Genomic DNA, 17,431 nt, shown 5'->3' on the forward strand with positions numbered 1-17,431 from the left:
TGCCGCTGTGCGGTTGTGGTGTCCCATCCGGTGCCCTACGGTGTCAACCTGATTGATTAGTCGCCCTAGGGGAATGTGCTCGCGGGCCGCGCTCGTCGCCGCGCACTGAAAGGGTCACGGATGCAGCGGTTTTCGATTGGCCGCCGGCTGCTCCGACGCTGGATGTATCTGGTGGCGGTGGTCGTGATCGCCCTGGCGGGATTCGTGGTGTTCCGCTTGCACGGCATCTTTGCCTCCCAGGACGTCACGTCGACACCCAGCGGCACCGGAAACGACATCGTTCCGTTCAACCCCAAGCACGTGCGCATCGAGGTCTTCGGCCCGCCCGGCACGGTCGCCACCGTCACCTACCTCGACGTCGACGCCCAACCGCAGCGCGCCGACGCGGTGACACTGCCGTGGGCTTACGACACCACCACCACGCAGCCCGCTGTCGCGGTGAACGTCTCCGCGCAGGGCAACGGCGATTCGATCGGTTGCCGGATCACGATCGACGACGTGGTCAAGGACGAGAGAACAGTGAACACCTTGAACGCCTTCACCTACTGCATGGACAAATCCGGATGAGCACCCAGCGGGTGCCGGACCTGATCCGGCGGTTCTCTGTACTGATCGCACTGTTCTGGCTGGGCCTGGCGGTGGTGACCAATGTTTTTGTGCCACAGCTGGAGACCGTCGCCGAGTCACACAACGTGTCGCTGAGTCCGCAGGATGCGCCATCGTTGCAGGCCGCCAAACGAATCGGCAAGGTGTTCGACGAGTTCGACTCGGACAGTTCGGCGATGATCGTCCTGGAAGGTGATCAGCCGCTCGGCGCCGACGCGCACCACTACTACGACGGCTTGGTCCAAAAACTTCGTCAGGACACCACACACGTCCAGCACATCCAGGATTTCTGGGGCGACCCGCTCACCGCGGCCGGCTCGCAGAGCGCCGACGGCAAGGCCGCGCTGGTGCAGGTGTACCTCGCAGGTAACCAGGGCGAATCGCTGGCCAATGAGTCTGTCGATTCGGTACGCCGCATCGTCGAGGACACTCCGGCGCCTCCGGGTGTCAGGGCCTATGTCACCGGCCCCGCTCCCCTGGTCACCGACCAGTTCGAGGTGGGCCGGCACGGCACCTTGAAAACCACGCTGATCACTCTCGGGGTGATCCTGGCGATGCTGTTGTCGCTCTACCGTCGGGTTACCACGGCGATTTTGGTGATCTTCACGGTGATGATCGAGTTGACCGCATCGCGCGGCGTCGTCGCCGTGCTGGCGAACGCCGGAATCATCGAATTGTCGACATACTCGACAAACCTGCTGACGCTCTTGGTGATTGCCGCGGGAACCGACTATGCGATCTTCATCCTCGGCCGCTTTCACGAAGCGAGGTATGCGGGCCAGGACCGCGTCTCGGCGTTCAACACGATGTATCACGGGACCGCACACATCATTTTGGGGTCGGGCCTGACAATCGCCGGCGCGGTGTTGTGCCTGACGTTCACCCGGCTCCCGTATTTCAACAGCCTGGGCGTCCCTGCCGGAATCGGTGTCCTCGTCGCCGTGTTGGCGGCCCTCACCCTGGCGCCGGCGCTGCTGGTGATCGGCCGCCACTTCGGACTGTTCGAGCCCGCCCGGCCGATGCGCACCCGGGGTTGGCGTCGCATCGGTACTGCCATCGTGCGCTGGCCGGGGCCCATCCTGGTGGCGACGATCGCGATCGCCCTCATCGGTCTGCTCGCGTTGCCCAGATATGCCACCAGCTACGACGCGCGGCCCTACATGCCTGCCGATGCCCCGGCGAATGTCGGTTATACGGCCGCCGAACGCCACTTTTCGCAGGCACGGCTGAATCCCGAGTTGTTGATGGTCGAAGCCGACCACGATCTGCGTAACCCCACCGACATGATCCTGCTGGAACGCGTTGCCAAGGCGGTGTTCCACACCGACGGCATCGCCCAGGTGCAGTCCATCACCCGTCCACTGGGCACTCCTCTGGACCACACGTCGATTCCGTTCCAGATCAGCGCCAGCAGCGCGGCACAGATCAACAACCTGCCCTTCCAGCAGGCCCGCACGGCCGACCTACTCAAACAGGTGGGCGTGATCAACAACTCGATCGACATCCTGCGCCAGCAGTACGCTCTGCAACAGCAATCCAGCGCCATCACCGACGAGCAGAGCAAGGCGTTCAAGGAAACGGTCGCCACGGCAAAGAACCTGCGCGACAAGATCGGTGACTTCGACGACCAGTTTCGCCCGCTCCGCAACTATTTCTATTGGGAGCCACACTGTTTCGACATTCCCATGTGCGCGGCGCTGCGGTCGGTCTTCGACGCCCTCGACGGCATCGACGCGCTGACCGACCAACTGGACAACGTCTCGGGCAGCATCGCCAAGCTCGACGCGCTGCAGCCGAAGTTGTTGGCGCTCATCCCGCCTCAGATCGCCAGTCAACAGACCAACCGTGACTTGACGATGACCAACTACGCCACCAATTCGGGTCTGAACGACCAGAGTGCGGCGGCGCTTCAGAATGCCACCGCGCTCGGGCAGGCGTACGACGCGTCGAAGACCGACGACTCGTTCTACCTTCCGCCCGAGGCGTTCACCAACCCGGAATTCCAGCGTGGGCTCAAGCTTTTCCTGTCACCGGACGGCAAGGCCGCCCGGATGATCATCACGCATGACGGCGATCCCGCCACGCCTGAGGGCATTTCGCACATCGACGCCATCAGGCACGCCGCCCAAGGTGCCGTCAAAGGCACACCCTTGGCCGGGTCCAAGATCTACCTCGCCGGTACCGCCGCCACCTACAAGGACATTCAGGACGGCGCGAAGTACGACCTGATGATTGCCGCGATCGCTGCGCTCACCTTGATCCTGCTGGTGATGATGTTCATCACCCGCAGCATCGTCGCCGCGATCGTCATCGTCGGCACCGTGGCGCTGTCGCTGGGCGCCTCGTTCGGACTGTCGGTGCTGATCTGGCAGGACATCCTGGGCATCGATTTGTACTGGATCGTGCTCGCATTGGCCGTCATCCTGCTGTTGGCGGTGGGGTCGGACTACAACCTGCTGTTGGTCTCGCGCTTCAAAGAAGAGATCCACGCCGGCCTCAACACCGGCATCATCCGGGCGATGGCCGGTTCCGGCGCAGTGGTGACGTCGGCCGGTCTGGTGTTCGCCGCCACCATGGCCTCGTTCGTGTTCGCGGACTTGCGGATCCTCGGCCAGATCGGCACCACCATCGCGCTCGGTTTGTTGTTCGACACGCTGATCGTGCGCTCGTTCATGACGCCGGCCATCGCCACCCTGCTCGGGCGTTGGTTCTGGTGGCCGCTGCGGGTGCGGCCTCGTCCGGCGAGCCACATGCTTCAGCCTTACGGTTCGCGGGCGTCGGTGCGCCAGCTGCTGCTGTGGGAGGACGGCGACCCGATCGCCGGGTCATCGCAGTCGGGCAAGTAGCGGAACTCAGCCTCTGTCAACAGCACTGAGCTCGTCAGCGGACTCGATCACCGCAACCTCATCCAGCTTGCCTTTCAACGCCGCGACGCGCCGCAACTGCGCGGCGATGTTCATCGACGTCAGCATGGGGATGCCTCCGATGAATGTGCGGCACGACGGGTTGCCGCCGTGCACGTGCAGTTCGTAAAGGCAGCCGACGACATAGAAAAACCCCATGCTGAACAGCACGGCGGGGATCGCGTAGGCGAGCGGTGAGCGAGCGTCGGTCACCAGTTCGGTCGCATAATCGAACTCGTCCTGCGACATCGGTTCGCGCTTGCGCAGTTTGGCCAGCACCGCCTTGTGCGCACCGACCTCTTCGCCCAGCGCGGCCGGGGTTCGCCGCTCCAGCCGGCCGATGCAGACGAAGACGCACGCGGCGAACGTCGCCGCCATCACTGCGGCGAGGATCGTCAGATCACCCCAGATACCGAGATCCACTCGCCGCTCCTCTGCCTTCTCAGACGCCCGGATTACCTAGCCTTGCTATGGAACGCTACCCCACCATCCGCCGCGACACCGCCGCGTAGCGCCAGCGATCGCTGCGCCGGTCGAACTTCATCCGTAGCACCGTGCCTATTGGATAGTTCGCTGCAGTCTCGCTCATCCCATCGACGAGGTCAGCGACCAACAGGTCCAGTTCGTCCGGGTGCTCGACGACGGCGGCCCACTGCGTGGCAGCGAGATGAGTTCGACACGCCGCTACGAGGGTCGAGGGCACGACGTCCATATCGCGAACAGTGGCCTCGGTTGAATAACCGTGCGACATCACGCCTTGATGCACTCGGTCACAGACGCAGTCAGGTTCTGGGCAGACGAACGGTGCGACCACAACCTCAGATGCGATCGCCGACCACACGTCATCGGCCCGGCGCGGCGAGGTCGGCTTCAGCGCGACAAGTACTTTCACGAGACCCCCGGATCATCACTGCCCGAATCGCCAGAACGTCGCCGCGTGCCCATGTCCGGACGATACCAAAAATAAGAAAATGATAAGAGGGGCAGCGTGGTCGCTGACCACCGACTGGCACCACAAACGCCCGAACAGCAGCAATATCAGAGTCTTCGGCGTGCCGGACCAGCATCGGACGCCTGCGCCGCGATGATGAAGGTGTGGCTGATGATACGAATGTGACAAACGCGCAGCCGGCGGACGGGACGTCCGCACCGGATGCCGACCAAGCGCCAGGTCAACCGCACACCGTCGCCGATTCGCCGTCACAGCGCCAACGGGTCTGGTCGATGCCCAAGCCACCCGTGACGCGCAAACAGGTCGATGAATGCGGACGGATCGCACTCAACGCCGTCACGGCCGTTGTCGGGTTCATCGCCGCCGTCGCTCGATACGGCGTTCGCAGCCTCAAGGATCTGGCTCGGGTGATCGAATCAGTACCGTCGACCGTTCGCCAGCTGACCATGCTGGGTCTGCTCACATTGCTGGGAATCCTCGGCGCGATTGCGCTACCGGGGACAGTGGGGCTGGTCTGCATCATCGTGGTGATACCGGTGTGCTCGATCGCCCTCGGCGCGCTCGGCCACCGGTGGTACGGCGGGCTTGAGAGTCAGCCCGTGGCGCACGTAAAGAGCCCGACCGGAGTCTCGGTGCCCGAGTTGCAGCGATCGGTCGAATATGTCGACAAGAAACTCACCATCGCCCTCAACGCCTTCGGGGCGGAGCGTCAACAACACGCGATGATCGCCCTCTTTCAGGCCAAGACGGCCGTCGAACTCACCCTCGGGACAGAGCAGGATGAGGCCGGCCATGTCGACGCGCTGCTGTCGGTGGAAGGCCACGACGCGCGGCCGCGGATCCGGGCCGGCTCCGCACCCAAACCCTTGCGTGAAAGCACATCGCTGGCGGCGTCATGAGCAACCGCCTCTCCGGCCACGTCGCGCTCATCGAGGACGACTACACGTTGGTCATCAATCGGGGCGCCGAGGCAGGTGTGGTTCCGGGCATGGTCTTTGCCGTGCACTCCGACTCGGATCAGGTGATCACCGATCCCGAAACCGGCCGGGAATTGGGCAGACTCACGCGCGAAAAGCTTCGGGTCCGCGTGTTCGACGTGCAGCCACTGTTCTCCCGCGCGCACACCTTCGCGCGGACCGATGACTTCCATGGGCTGTTCCAGGCGACGGCGGTGGTCACGATCCATGTCGGGGACAGCCTCGAATTGGTGACTGACGGAGCCGAGTCCCGCCGGAGGGCGTCCAGCTAGACCCTCGGCCTCGGGCGCTGTCCCGCCTTGGCGGCTACCGCCCCGCTGAAGGGTTTCATCGTCGGTCGACCGGGCATACGACATGAGCGAACCGCACCGGCGCCCAGTGATGCCGCGGGGCGAAAATGCTGACGAGAGGTTTGATTTTCATGTCCGAGAAGAGCGCACCGGCAGAAGGAGTCCCAGGCACGGCCGAGGATCAGACGGGCGAATTGAAGGAAACCATCGGCTCTGCCGGCGTTCACGGTGACGGAAAAGAACGCGAGAAGCCACAGTCTCACGCGACGCAGGATACGGCCCGGCCATGAAGGTACAGCCCGGGACGGTGGTGGTGTATACCGATGTGGTCTGCGGCTGGTCCACCATCGCGTTACACCGTTTCTACCGTGAACGTGAGAAAGCCGGCCTCACCGATGACGTCCGTGTCGACCTGCGCCTGTTCACCCTCGAAGACGTCAACCGGTTCCCGATTCCCAAGCGATTCCTGGACGCCGAGATACCTGTGCTCGGCTCGATCGAGCCGGACTTCGGTTGGGTGCCATGGCAATCGGATCCCTCGACCTGGCCGATCACGTCGCTACCTGCCAACGAGGCCGTGCACGCCGCAAAGCAGCAATCACTGGCAGCGGCCGAGGAATTCGACATGGCGATCAGGCACGCGTTCTTCACCGACAGCCGGCCCATCTCGTTGATCCATGAGCTCGTGGACATCGCTGCCCACTGTCCCGGGGTGGACGCGGACCAGATCGCGGAGGCCCTGGACACGGGCAGTGCGCGGGCAGCGATGATGCACGACTACCGCGAGCACGTCTCCGACGTGCAGGGCAGTCCGCACTTTTTTCTGGCTGACGGCTCTGATGTCCACAATCCAGGCATCGAGCTGCACTGGGTCGGAGAGCCGGGCGCGGGCTTCCCGGTGATCGATTCCGACGACAAGGCCGCCTTCGCCCGACTGGTCGAACAGGCGAGCCGTTGACCAGGCATGCCTGGGGAAAGCAGAACACGATGAGTAAAGAACAATCGGTGGCCGGCGCTACTGCGGTCATCACCGGCGCTTCGAGCGGTTTCGGTCGTGGCACAGCGACGGAACTGGCCCGCCGCGGGGCCAACGTCGTGCTGGCGGCCCGCCGCGGCAATGTGCTGGATGAGCTTGCCGCCGAGATCCGAGGCGCCGGTGGCACCGCAGTGGTGGTGCCCACCGACGTGAGCAATTCCGCTGACATTTCCCAATTGGCGGCAACCGCCGTCGAACACTTCGGTGGTTTCGACATCTGGATCAACAACGTCGGAGTCGGAGCGCTCGGCCTGTTCTGGGACATTCCCGTCGAAGACCATGCCCGGCTGGTCGACGTCAACCTCAAAGGGCTGATCTACGGTGCCCACGCAGCGATACAGCAGTTCCGCAAACAAGGCAGCGGCACCTTGATCAACATCGGCTCGGTGGACAGTGAAGTGCCGCTGGCCTACCAAACCTCTTATGCGGCCACCAAAGCCGCGGTTCTCAGCCTTGGTCGCTCGTTGTCCGAGGAGCTGCGCCTGGCCGGGTACGACGGAATCAAGGTCGGCACCATCATGCCGTGGGCGGTCGACACACCCTGGTGGACTCACGCCGCCAACTACACCGGCCACGCCCCACGCATGGCCGCCATGGATGATCCGCAGATCGTCGTCGACGCGATCGTCGAGGCGTGTACCGACCCCGAACTGAAGCAACCCGTCGGGGCGAAAGGTCACCTGGCGAACCTTTCGCACCAACTGTTTCCCACCCTCACGGAACGTTTGTCGGGCAAGACCGCCGAAGCCGAAGTCGAGAAGGGTGACCGGATGCCCCACACCACCGGCGCCATCTACGAACCCATGGCGCAGGGCACCACCGTCGGCGGCGGTATCCGCGAGCGGATGGCCGAGGAAGACTCCGGCCGGTAAAAGTGGCGCGCGGTCAGGCGACGCGGACGCGCCGGTGACCAAGGAATCCGCTAGTTTCCCTGGCGGAAATAGGGTTCGACCGTGCCGCTGAGCTTGACGACCATCGGATTCCCGCGGCGATCCTTGGCGGTAGGGACTTCCACACGCACCCACCCCTCGGCCACGTTGTACTCGTGCACGTTGGTTTTCTCGACGCCATTGAAGCGAATACCCACGTCGCGGCGGAGCACCTCTTCGCTATAGAAGGCGCTGCGCGGATCGATGGAGAGGTGATTCGGTGGAACGTCTGAGTTCTGATCCTGGGACATGATGGCTTTCGTTCGACGCTGCGTAGGTTCTTGGACTTGATTCGCTGAAGAACCTACGCGACCGTCGTGTAGTCGCGAGTTCCGCGTACCGCGGCGCCCCGGTAGTCTGATCTTGCTGCGGCCGTAACGGGCCGGTAAGCGCTCGACCTTCGTGAGGACCTGTTTGAAGGGGTCGAGCCGCCGCAGCCCATGCGCGTATCGCCGGCGAAGTGAAGACTCTCCAAATTACGACGCCCGATATCCGCTCACCATGTGACCGTCGCGCTCGCTGGAAGCCACGTAACGCCAGCGAGATGGCAGATGGCCAGTGCGAGGAGTATCTGACAGGGCTTGAACGTGCGACTACTTGACCCGGTCGGACAGGGCCGATCCGAGTCGCACGACCCCCCAGCGAGGTCGTAACTGTCCCTCGTTGACCTGTACGCCTATCAGGCCCACAATAAATGGATGGCTGCAAAGACGGAACGTTTCGCAGTGCGCCTGACCGCTGAACAGGACGCGCTGATTCGTCGTGCCGCAGAAGTGGAGGGGACGGATCTGACCAACTTCACAGTGACCGCGACGCTGGCCCACGCCCGCGATGTACTCGCCGATCGCCGGCTGTTCATGCTCGACGCTCCGGCCTGGTCGGAGTTTGTGTCGGTGTTGGACCGGCCGGTATCAAACAAGCCGCGGCTGGCGAAGTTGTTCGCGGAGTCCTCGATCTTCGACGAGTGAGCGGCTACGGCGCCCCCCGGCCGATCAGCGCAAGTGATGACATCGCCGAATTCGACAGCGGCGAGCCAAGCCTGGATGAGTACCTGCGAGGCCGGGCGCTAGCCAACCACGTCGAAGGTGCCTCACGGTGCTTCGTGACTTGCCGCAACGGTCGTGTCGTCGGGTTCTACGCGCTGGCCTCAGCGGCGGTGGAGCGTGCCGATACGCCGGGGCGGGTGCGGCGAAACCTGCCCAACCCGGTACCGGTGATCCTGCTGTCGCGGCTGGCGGTCGACACCAAGGAACAGGGCGAGGGCCTAGGTGCTGCGTTGCTGCGTTGCTGCGCGACGCGATCATCCGCGCCGTGGCCGCCGCCGAAATCATTGGTGTGCGGGCGCTGCTGGTGCACGCCCTGCACGAGCCGGCCCGGGCGTTCTACGCTCATTTTGACTTCGAGCCCTCGCCGACCGATCCACTGCACCTGCTTCTGTTGATCAACAGATGCCCGCGCTCTCCTCGATCCAGACAGTGATTAGAACGCCCAGCGCCGCGAACTCAACTGCCGACAACGGCTGCGCCCGTCACGGCTTCGGCACCCTCGACTGCTCGCACGTCCCCTAGAAACGCAGAAACCCCTCCGACGCTGGTCAGAGAGGTTTTTTCTGGTCGGGCTGACAGGATTTGAACCTGCGACCACTTGACCCCCAGTCAAGTGCGCTACCAAGCTGCGCCACAGCCCGCGTGCTTCCGGCTTGCACCGGCAGCGAGACGAAAGCTTACCGTAGCCGTCCGCCCTTCTCGTAATCCGCCCCATCGGTCACAGGTCGGCGCTCACTGCGCCGCGGGTTCGGCGATCGCACCGTCGGCTCCGTCGACGGCGATCTCCGGTGGCAGCTTCTTGAAACCGCCGCTCGTCACGGCCAGCACGACGACGCCGATGGCCAGCCAGCACAAGCCGAGGATGATCGCTCGGTTGTCGAGTTGCATCAGCAGATACGACGTGATGACCGCGCCGATCGCGGGCGCCACGAGATAGAGCAGCGGGTTGTGTGCCTCGCCGGCCGCGCGGCGCCGGAAGTAGTAGACGATCACCGAGACGTTGACGAGCGTGAACGCGACGAACGCCCCGAAGTTGATGAACGACGTCGAGGTCGCGACGTCCAGGAACATCGCCAGCAGGCCCACGACACCGACCAGCACCAGGTTGGCCGCCGGGGTACGGAATTTCGCGCTGAGCGTGCCGAACACCGACCGCGGCAAGGTCCCGTCGCGGCCCATCGCGAACAACAACCGTGACGCCGAGGCCTGCGCGGCGATGCCGGACGAGAACTGCGCGAGGATCAGCCCGGCGAGGAACAGCGCCCCGAACAGGTTGCCGCCGATCTGCTTGGCGATCTCCAGTGCCGCCGACGACGAATCGCTGAATTCCCCGCCGGGGTGCACCAATTGGGTGGTGTAGGCGACGATCAGGAAGATCGAGCCGCCGATCAGCGCGATCAGCATGATGGCGCGGGGCATGTTCTTGCGCGGTTCGATGGCCTCTTCGGTAAATGTCGTCACGGCGTCGAAGCCCAGGAAACAGTAGGCGGCGATGGCCGCTCCGGCCGTCACTCCCCCGAAGCTCGCCCCGACCCCGGCGAACGGGCTCGCGCTGACCAACCCACCCGCCCCGCCGCTGCGGAAGACGGAGGCGACCGACAGTGCCACAAACAACACGATGACCAGCAGTTGGAACGCCATCAGCAGATAGTTGGCCTTGTCGGCCACCTTGATGCCGACGACGTTGAGGACGGTGGTGATCAGGATGAACCCGAGCACCCACACCCAGCCGGGCACGCCGGGGAACTGCGCTTCGAGATACGCCGCCCCGATCAGCCAGATGACCATGGGCAGGAACAGGTAGTCCAGCAACACCGCCCAGCCGGTGAGGAAGCCGACACGCGGTTCGATGGTGCGGCGCACGTAGGTGTACGCCGATCCCGACACCGGATATGCGGCAGCCATCCGGCCGTAGCTGGAGGCGGTGAACAGCATGGCGGTCAACGCGATCAGGTAGGCCGACGCGGACGCCCCGGCGGTCGCGGCAGCGACCACGCCGAAGATGCCGAGCACGATCAGTGGCGTCATGTACGCCAGACCGAACAACACCAGTGAACGCAACCCGAGGGCTCGCACCAAGGTCGTGGGCCCGCTGGAGTCGCGTGTCATTGCGGTGTGCCTTTCGCTGAGGGGGACCAACGCTGCGGATCGATGTGCCCGTCGTACAGCGGAAGTGGTATCGGGCGGTCCGACGGCCCGAACTGATTCCACATCCGGTTGGTGCCGGCGGTACCGCGCTCGCGGATCGCGGCGACCGCTCCGAAATCGATGCGCTGGCTCAGCACGCCGGCTGCGGCATCGGAACGCTCTTGGAGCACAGCACCTTCCGGGTCGACGATGATGCTGCGCCCCTTGCCCACCGGACCGGCGCAGTTGACGCTCACCGTGAACACCTGGTTCACAATCGAATTCGCTCGGGCCAGCACCAGTTCCTGGTCGCGGTCCGCGCTGGTGGTCTTGACGATGTTCACGATCACCTCGGCTCCCATCCAAGCCAGGTGGCGGCTGACCTCGGGGAACCACGCGTCGTAGCAGATGGACAGTCCCAGCCGGCCCACGTCGGGGAGGTCGACGGTCACGAATGTCTCCCCCGGCGCGTACTTCTCGAACGGCCGCCAGGGGAAGATCTTGCGGTAGGACGCGGCGAGTCGTCCGTCGGGAGCGAAAACCACTGCGGTGTTGAATATCTCGCCGTTCTCGCCGAGCTCGCACACCGAGCCGGGAATCAGCCAGGCATCGGCGGTGCGAGCCACCTCGCCGAGAGCCGAGATGAGCGGACCGTCCAGCGGTTCGGCCGCGGCTGCCAGAAGGTCGGGATCCTCGGTACCGAACAGGTGGATCTCGGGATACACGATCAGCGCCGGGCCCGACACGGCCTTGCGCACCCGCAGCACATCGCCCGCGAACTGGGCGACCGTGTCGTCCCGGCCGAACGCCGGCAGGCCTGCCGCGTCCAACGGGGCCGCCTGGACAGCAGCCACCGTGATCACACCGGACACCGGGAACCTCCGAGCAGTTAATCGCTCAGAACGAGCGAATTTAGTGAGCCGATATTAGTTCAGCGTGAACAAATATGGCAACAGCTCCCGTACCCTGAGTGCCATGACGTTGCAGGTCGGTGACGCGCATCCGGCGCTCAGCGCCCCTGCGGTTGCCGGCATCACCCGCCTCAGCGCGGCCGACACCGTGCGGGCCCGCCTCGAACTGGCCATGGAACTGGACCTGATGGCCCGTGGGGAACGGTTGCCCGCCGAACCCGACATCGCCCAGGCCCTCGACGTCAGTGTCGCCACCGTCCGCCGGGCCCTTCAGGCGATGGCCGATGACGGCCTGGTGATCCGCCGCCGCGGTCGTGCCGGCGGGACATTCGTGGCCCGCGGCGGTCCGGCTGTCGCTGCCGACTCAGACGGTCCGTCCGCGACCTACCGGGCCGACGCCGCGGAGGTGCATCGCCTCATCGACCTGCGTGCGCTGGCCGAGGACGCGCTCAGTGCCGCCGCGGCGCACGCCGCCACCGACGAGCAACTCGATGAACTCGCGGCGATCGTCGCCGAGGCGGATGCCACCACCGATTGGACCAGCTTTCACCACGCCGATCAGCGATTCCACGAATCAGTGGCTGCGGCAAGCGGTCTCGGCTGGGCGATGAAGACCTACTGCGATGTGCTGCACGGGCTGTACCGCTACTTCATCCCCTACCCGATTGCCTACCTGCATCAGTCCAACCTCGAGCATGCCCAACTCGTAGAGGCATTGCGACAACGCGACAGCCGGTCGGCGTCGGAGATCGCGCGCAATCACGTGCTGTCGCTGCACAAGACGATGTATGTCGGCTTGTCGCGGCCGGGGAGCGCGGGCGGCTAGCTCCGCCCCACGCGCTCTTCGACAGTGGTGGGCACCGGACCGGCCACCTCGCGCGGCGCCTTCGACGTCTGCCAAGCCCGCACCACCAGCGCCGCCCACAGCACCACGATCAACGTGTAAACACCGGTGGACCACGGCCAGTGCACACCGAAGTAGTGCAGCAGCTTCTGGCTGTTGGTCAGCAGGATGACGCCGCCGACCGCGGTACCGAGCAGGGCTGGGTTGACGCGGCTGACCAGCCAGGCGGCGAAAGGCGCGGCGATCACACCACCGACCATCAGCCCGAGGACCACCGGCCAGTTCTCCAGGAACTCCTGGCGCAGCCCGATCAGGAAGCCGATCGATGCCGACACCGACACCAGGAACTCGGAGGCGCTCACCGAGCCGATCACGGTCCGGGGCGCGGTCTTGCCCTGCGAGAGCAGCGTGCTGGTGGTCACCGGCCCCCAGCCGCCGCCGCCGGAGGCGTCGATGAAACCACCGAACAGACCCAGCGGAGCGAGAAACTTGGCGCTGTGGCTGGTGCCGTGTTGTCCGAGGCTCAGCGGAGTGCCCAGCGAGAACCGCAACAACACATACAGGCCGATGGCCAGCAGGATTCCGGCCATGAGCGGCGCGGCGGATTCCGTCGACAGTGACGACAGCACCGTGGCGCCGAGGAACGCGCCGACCGCACCGGGAATGCCGAGCTTGGCGACCATCGGCCAATCGATGTTCTTGAAGCGCCAGTGCGATACCGCCGATGCCAGCGTGGTACCGACCTCGGCCAAGTGCACTGCGGCGCTCGCCTGCGCCGACGCCACTCCGCTGAGCACCAGCAGGGTGGACGCAGTGACACCGAAGGCCATGCCGAGTGCGCCGTCGACGAGTTGGGCGCCGACGCCGACGAGCGTGAAGATCAGTAGCGACCGCATGGGTTCGGCTGCTTTCGATTAACGGTCGCGGGCGACCTGATGGGATTGACGGCGCGGATCAGCGGCGCGCGCGACACCACTCGTCGAAAGCCATCAGCCGCCGCGAGGGCCAGAACGGCTCCAGCGCAGCCAAAGCAGACGGTGCGGTGCGGTAAGCGCCTTCAGCCACCGGTTGCCCCTTCTGCTCGACGGTTTCCGTGACTTTACCGCAGCGTCCCTAGACCGTGAGCAAGCGGTACAGCCCGATGAGCCCCACCACCACGATCACGGCGCGCAACGCGTTCGGCGACAGCCGACGGCCGTAGTGGGCGCCGAGGAATCCGCCGATCAACGAGCCGACCGCGATCAGGCCGGCCGCTTCCCAGCTGATCCGGTCGAAGGCGACGATCGTGTACGCCAGCGCCGCCACGATGTTGACCAACAACGACAGCAGGTTCTTGGCGGCGTTCATCCGCTGGATCGACTCGGGAAGCAACGCGCCCATCACCGCGATCAGCAGGATGCCCTGCGCGGCGGTGAAGTAGCCGCCGTAGATGCCGACCGCGAAGGTGCCGATCACGAGAATGGCCATCTGACGTTGGCTGACATGGTCGGCGGACTGCCCACTCGCCTCGGCGCGTTGCCGCGCCCACGCCTGAATCCGCGGGCCGACCACGACCAGGACCAGCGCCAGGATCAGCAGCACCGGCACCACCGTGACGAACACCTTCTCCGGCAGGTGCAGCAGCAGCCAGGAGCCCAACCCGGCGCCGATCAGCGAGCCGGGGATCTGCCAGCGCAGTCGCTTCCACTGGCCCCGCAGCTCACGCCGATAGCCCCAGGTGCTCGATACGCCGCCGGCAACCAACCCGATGGCATTCGACATCGTCGAAGTGACCGGCGGGTACCCCAGCGCCACCAGGGTGGGAAAGGTGATCAGCGTGCCGGACCCGACGACGGCATTGATCGCGCCCGCTCCGACACCGGCCAGCGCGATCAGGATCATGTGGGTGACGGACACTCGGGCCACCTTATCGGTCCGAGTTGTGTGCGCTGAGTAACGCCAGCCGTTACCAAACGCACCGAAATCGCGGGCTAGCGGCGCTTCGGTGCGCCCCGCTTCTCGCGCACCCGCACGTTGACCCGCACCGGGCTGCCCTCGAAGCCGAACGTCTCCCGCAGCCGGCGTTCCAGGAACCGCCGGTAGCCGGCCTCCAGGAACCCGGAGGTGAACAGCACGAACGTCGGCGGCCGGGTGGCCGCCTGGGTGGCGAACAGGATCTTGGGTTGCTTGCCACCACGCACCGGCGGCGGCGTCGCGGCCACCACCTCTTTGAGGAAGGTGTTGAGCTGACCGGTGGAGATCCGCTTGTCCCAGGAGGCCAGTGACGTCTCCAGGGCGGGCACCAGCTTCTGCACGGCCCGGCCGGTCATGGCCGAGATGTTGACCCGCGGCGCCCACTGCACCTGCACCAGTTCGCGGTCGATCTCCTTGTCCAGCAGGTACCGTCGGTCCTCGTCGACCAGATCCCATTTGTTGAACGCGATGACCAGCGCCCGCCCGGCCTCGATGACCATCGACAGCACCCGCAGATCCTGCTCGGTCAGTGGCTGGGAGGCATCGATCAGCATGATCGCCACTTCGGCGGCATCGATCGCGCCATGGGTGCGGATCGAGGCGTAGAACTCGTGCCCGCTGGCCTGCCCGACCTTGCGGCGCAGCCCGGCGGTGTCGACGAAACGCCAAGTCTTGCCGCCCAATTCGATGAGTGAATCGACCGGGTCCACCGTGGTGCCGGCGACATCGTGCACCACCGAGCGTTCGTCACCGGCCAACCGGTTCAGCAGCGAGCTCTTGCCCACGTTGGGCTTACCGACGAGTGCCACTCGGCGCGGTCCGCCGCCACCGGTGCCGCCCACCTCGGAGACCTCGGGCAGCTTCTCCATCACCACGTCGAGCAGATCGGCCACGCCGCGACCGTGCATGGCACTGATCGAGTGAGGTTCGCCGATGCCCAGTGACCACAGTGCCGCGGCGTCGGCCTCCCCGCGTTGGGTGTCGACCTTGTTGGCGGCCAGGAAAACCGGCTTGCCCGACTTGCGCAGCATCCGGGCTGCGGCCTCGTCGGCCGACGTCGCACCGACCACCGCGTCGACCACCAGGATGATCGCGTCGGCGGTGCGCATCGCCACCAGCGCCTGATCGGCGACCAGTTGCTGCAAGCCCTTGGCGTCGGGTTCCCAGCCGCCGGTGTCCTGCACCATGAACCGGCGGCCCAGCCAGTTGGCGTCGTAGGACACCCGGTCCCGGGTCACCCCGGGGATGTCTTGTACGACGGCTTCGCGGCGGCCCAGGATCCGGTTGACCAGAGTCGATTTGCCGACGTTGGGGCGGCCGACGACGGCCAGCACCGGTGGGGGCGCCGCCGCCTCCTCAAGAACCTCGGCGACCTCGTCGCTGAGTTCCCAGTCGCTCTCGTCCGACCAGGTGCCGTCTCCGTCCGAGGCGCTCATCGCCGTACCCCCGCATGCTGGGTCACCAGGTCGAGAAGGTGTGCCACGACCTGTGTTTGGTTCATGTCGCTGGTGTCGACCACCAGCGCGTCCTCGGCTGCCCGCAGCGGTGACACCGCCCTGGTCGAATCCAGGTGGTCCCGCCGCTGCACGTCGGCCAGCACCGTCGGGTAGTCGTCGGGCAGACCGTTGGCGACATTCTGGGCGTTGCGACGCCGGGCCCGCTCCTCGGCCGAGGCGGTGAGGAAGATCTTGACGTCGGCCTTGGGCAGCACCACGGTTCCGATGTCACGGCCTTCGACCACCACACGTCCACCCGAGGCGGCCAACTCACGTTGCAGGTCGACCAGCCGGGCCCGCACCTCGGGCACCGCGGACACCGCGGACACCGCACGGGTCACCTCGTCGCCACGGATCTCGGCCGAAACGTCCTCGCCGGCCAGGTAAGCACGGTCCTCACCTGGATCCGAACCGACGCCGATTGCCGCCCCGGCCGCCGCCGCGGCAATGGCCTTGGGGTCGTCGAGACCCGCTCCGGCCCGCAATACCGCCAAGGTGGCGATCCGGTACATCGCCCCGGTATCCAGGTAGCACGCGCCGAGGGCTTTCGCCAAACCTCTTGACACCGAAGACTTTCCGGTCCCGGCCGGCCCGTCGACGGCCACCAGCAGAGATCCGCTCACATTCCCACCGCCTGATAAAGCTCGCCGATTTCCTTGCGGCTGAGCGCCCTGATGCTGCCCGGGCGCTGGTCGCCCAGCGCCACCGAGCCGATGTCGGTGCGGACCAGTTCCTGCACCGGGAAATCCACCGCGGCCAGCATCCGTCGCACGATGCGGTTGCGGCCCTCGTGCAGGGTCACCTTCACCAGAGTCTTACCCGGGACGGTGTCCACCACCGCGAAGTCGTCGACATGGGCTGGGCCGTCCTCCAATTCGACGCCGGCGCGCAACTTCTTGCCGAGCCCGCGGGGCACCGTGCCGATCACCGTGGCCACATAGGTTTTCGGGATCTCGTAGGACGGATGCATCAACCGGTGTGCGAGTTCGCCGTCGTTGGTCAGCAGCAGCAGACCCTCGGTGTCCGCGTCGAGCCGGCCCACGTGGAACAGTTTCTTGTTGCCCCGGACCCGATGCTCCACCAGGTCTCCGACGCAGGGCCGGCCCCGCTCGTCGGACATCGTCGACAGCATGCCGCGCGGCTTGTTGATCGCCAGGTACACCAAGGTCTCGTCGATTACCACGCGGGAACCGTCCACCCGGATCTCGGCGACCGCTGGGTCCACGCGGGTACCCAGCTCGGTCACCAGCCGCCCGTCCACCTCGACGCGGCCATCGGTGATCATCCGTTCGGCCACCCGCCGTGAGGCAATTCCGGCTTGGGACAGCACTTTCTGCAGTCGCACGCCTTCTTCAGCCATA

At 65.5% G+C, this 17,431-nt stretch carries 17 protein-coding genes, 1 tRNA gene and 2 pseudogenes; 9 read left to right on the forward strand and 11 right to left on the reverse strand.

The window, feature by feature from the left end:
- The first annotated feature begins 120 nt into the window (after positions 1–120).
- The gene (locus tag A5740_RS00450) at positions 121–567 is read left to right on the forward strand and encodes an MmpS family transport accessory protein (RefSeq protein WP_139334855.1); all 447 of its coding nucleotides are present in this window, start codon (positions 121–123) and stop codon (positions 565–567) included.
- Positions 564–3,452 (forward strand): RND family transporter, encoded by a 2,889-nt coding sequence (locus A5740_RS00455; protein WP_076190566.1) that lies wholly within the window; start codon positions 564–566, stop codon positions 3,450–3,452. The genes A5740_RS00450 and A5740_RS00455 overlap by 4 nt, the downstream gene beginning before the upstream one ends.
- A 6-nt stretch (positions 3,453–3,458) precedes the next feature.
- Here the strand turns inward: A5740_RS00455 and A5740_RS00460 are convergent, their stop codons facing one another.
- Entirely contained in the window at positions 3,459–3,932 is a 474-nt protein-coding gene (locus tag A5740_RS00460; protein WP_175616119.1) for a hypothetical protein, read from the reverse strand.
- A 55-nt stretch (positions 3,933–3,987) separates the two neighbouring features.
- Positions 3,988–4,221: a hypothetical protein gene (locus tag A5740_RS00465; protein ID WP_139334856.1), complete on the reverse strand. Its 234-nt coding sequence runs from the start codon at positions 4,219–4,221 to the stop codon at positions 3,988–3,990.
- Between the two features lie 401 nt (positions 4,222–4,622).
- Between A5740_RS00465 and A5740_RS00470 the strand changes: the two genes are divergently transcribed.
- The 4 genes from A5740_RS00470 (at position 4,623) to A5740_RS00485 (ending at position 7,636) form a co-directional block, all read left to right on the forward strand.
- Positions 4,623–5,360, forward strand: a complete 738-nt coding sequence (locus tag A5740_RS00470; RefSeq protein WP_254849033.1) for a hypothetical protein — start codon at positions 4,623–4,625, stop codon at positions 5,358–5,360.
- Positions 5,357–5,710, forward strand: coding sequence for a hypothetical protein (locus tag A5740_RS00475; RefSeq protein WP_076190571.1), 354 nt, complete (start codon positions 5,357–5,359; stop codon positions 5,708–5,710). The genes A5740_RS00470 and A5740_RS00475 overlap by 4 nt, the downstream gene beginning before the upstream one ends.
- A gap of 304 nt (positions 5,711–6,014) precedes the next feature.
- A complete protein-coding gene (locus A5740_RS00480) occupies positions 6,015–6,686 on the forward strand; it encodes a DsbA family protein (protein WP_076190573.1) in 672 nt (223 codons plus the stop codon).
- Positions 6,687–6,715: 29 nt separating this feature from the next.
- Positions 6,716–7,636 (forward strand): SDR family oxidoreductase, encoded by a 921-nt coding sequence (locus tag A5740_RS00485; protein ID WP_076190575.1) that lies wholly within the window; start codon positions 6,716–6,718, stop codon positions 7,634–7,636.
- A 50-nt stretch (positions 7,637–7,686) separates the two neighbouring features.
- On the opposite strand, the gene A5740_RS00490 is transcribed toward A5740_RS00485, so the two are convergent.
- Positions 7,687–7,944, reverse strand: a complete 258-nt coding sequence (locus tag A5740_RS00490; protein WP_076190576.1) for a DUF3297 family protein — start codon at positions 7,942–7,944, stop codon at positions 7,687–7,689.
- Between the two features lie 406 nt (positions 7,945–8,350).
- Between A5740_RS00490 and A5740_RS00495 the strand changes: the two are divergent.
- Together A5740_RS00495 and A5740_RS00500 are read left to right on the forward strand one after the other, a co-directional pair.
- Positions 8,351–8,661: pseudogene (locus A5740_RS00495) on the forward strand (DUF1778 domain-containing protein); the annotation flags it as partial.
- Positions 8,658–9,176, forward strand: a pseudogene (locus tag A5740_RS00500) (GNAT family N-acetyltransferase). The pseudogenes A5740_RS00495 and A5740_RS00500, both read left to right, overlap by 4 nt.
- 127 nt (positions 9,177–9,303) lie before the next feature.
- Here A5740_RS00500 and A5740_RS00505 read toward each other — a convergent pair.
- From A5740_RS00505 to A5740_RS00515, 3 genes are all read right to left on the reverse strand, one after another.
- Positions 9,304–9,380 (reverse strand) — tRNA-Pro (locus A5740_RS00505).
- A 91-nt stretch (positions 9,381–9,471) separates the two neighbouring features.
- The gene (locus A5740_RS00510) at positions 9,472–10,848 is read right to left on the reverse strand and encodes an APC family permease (RefSeq protein ID WP_076190580.1); all 1,377 of its coding nucleotides are present in this window, start codon (positions 10,846–10,848) and stop codon (positions 9,472–9,474) included.
- On the reverse strand, positions 10,845–11,738 hold the full coding sequence (locus A5740_RS00515) for a carbon-nitrogen hydrolase family protein (RefSeq protein WP_076190582.1): 894 nt from the start codon (positions 11,736–11,738) through the stop codon (positions 10,845–10,847). Before A5740_RS00515 ends, A5740_RS00510 begins: the two co-directional genes overlap by 4 nt.
- A 103-nt stretch (positions 11,739–11,841) precedes the next feature.
- Here A5740_RS00515 and A5740_RS00520 point away from each other — a divergent pair, with 103 nt between their 5' ends.
- Positions 11,842–12,603: a FadR/GntR family transcriptional regulator gene (locus A5740_RS00520; protein ID WP_076190635.1), complete on the forward strand. Its 762-nt coding sequence runs from the start codon at positions 11,842–11,844 to the stop codon at positions 12,601–12,603.
- Here A5740_RS00520 and A5740_RS00525 read toward each other — a convergent pair.
- The 5 genes from A5740_RS00525 to A5740_RS00545 form a co-directional block, all read right to left on the reverse strand.
- Positions 12,600–13,517 (reverse strand): sulfite exporter TauE/SafE family protein, encoded by a 918-nt coding sequence (locus A5740_RS00525; protein ID WP_076190583.1) that lies wholly within the window; start codon positions 13,515–13,517, stop codon positions 12,600–12,602. The genes A5740_RS00520 and A5740_RS00525 overlap by 4 nt on opposite strands.
- A 217-nt stretch (positions 13,518–13,734) precedes the next feature.
- A complete protein-coding gene (locus A5740_RS00530) occupies positions 13,735–14,502 on the reverse strand; it encodes a sulfite exporter TauE/SafE family protein (protein WP_076190637.1) in 768 nt (255 codons plus the stop codon).
- Positions 14,503–14,591: 89 nt separating this feature from the next.
- Complete coding sequence (gene der, locus A5740_RS00535) at positions 14,592–16,010, reverse strand: ribosome biogenesis GTPase Der (RefSeq protein WP_076190585.1); 1,419 nt, start codon at positions 16,008–16,010, stop codon at positions 14,592–14,594.
- A complete protein-coding gene (gene cmk, locus A5740_RS00540) occupies positions 16,007–16,693 on the reverse strand; it encodes a (d)CMP kinase (protein ID WP_076190586.1) in 687 nt (228 codons plus the stop codon). The genes der and cmk overlap by 4 nt, the downstream gene beginning before the upstream one ends.
- Entirely contained in the window at positions 16,690–17,430 is a 741-nt protein-coding gene (locus tag A5740_RS00545; RefSeq protein WP_076190588.1) for a pseudouridine synthase, read from the reverse strand. The genes cmk and A5740_RS00545 overlap by 4 nt, the downstream gene beginning before the upstream one ends.
- Position 17,431: the final 1 nt, after the last annotated feature.

The organism is Mycobacterium sp. GA-1841, from assembly GCF_001954135.1.
Lineage (GTDB): Bacteria > Actinomycetota > Actinomycetes > Mycobacteriales > Mycobacteriaceae > Mycobacterium.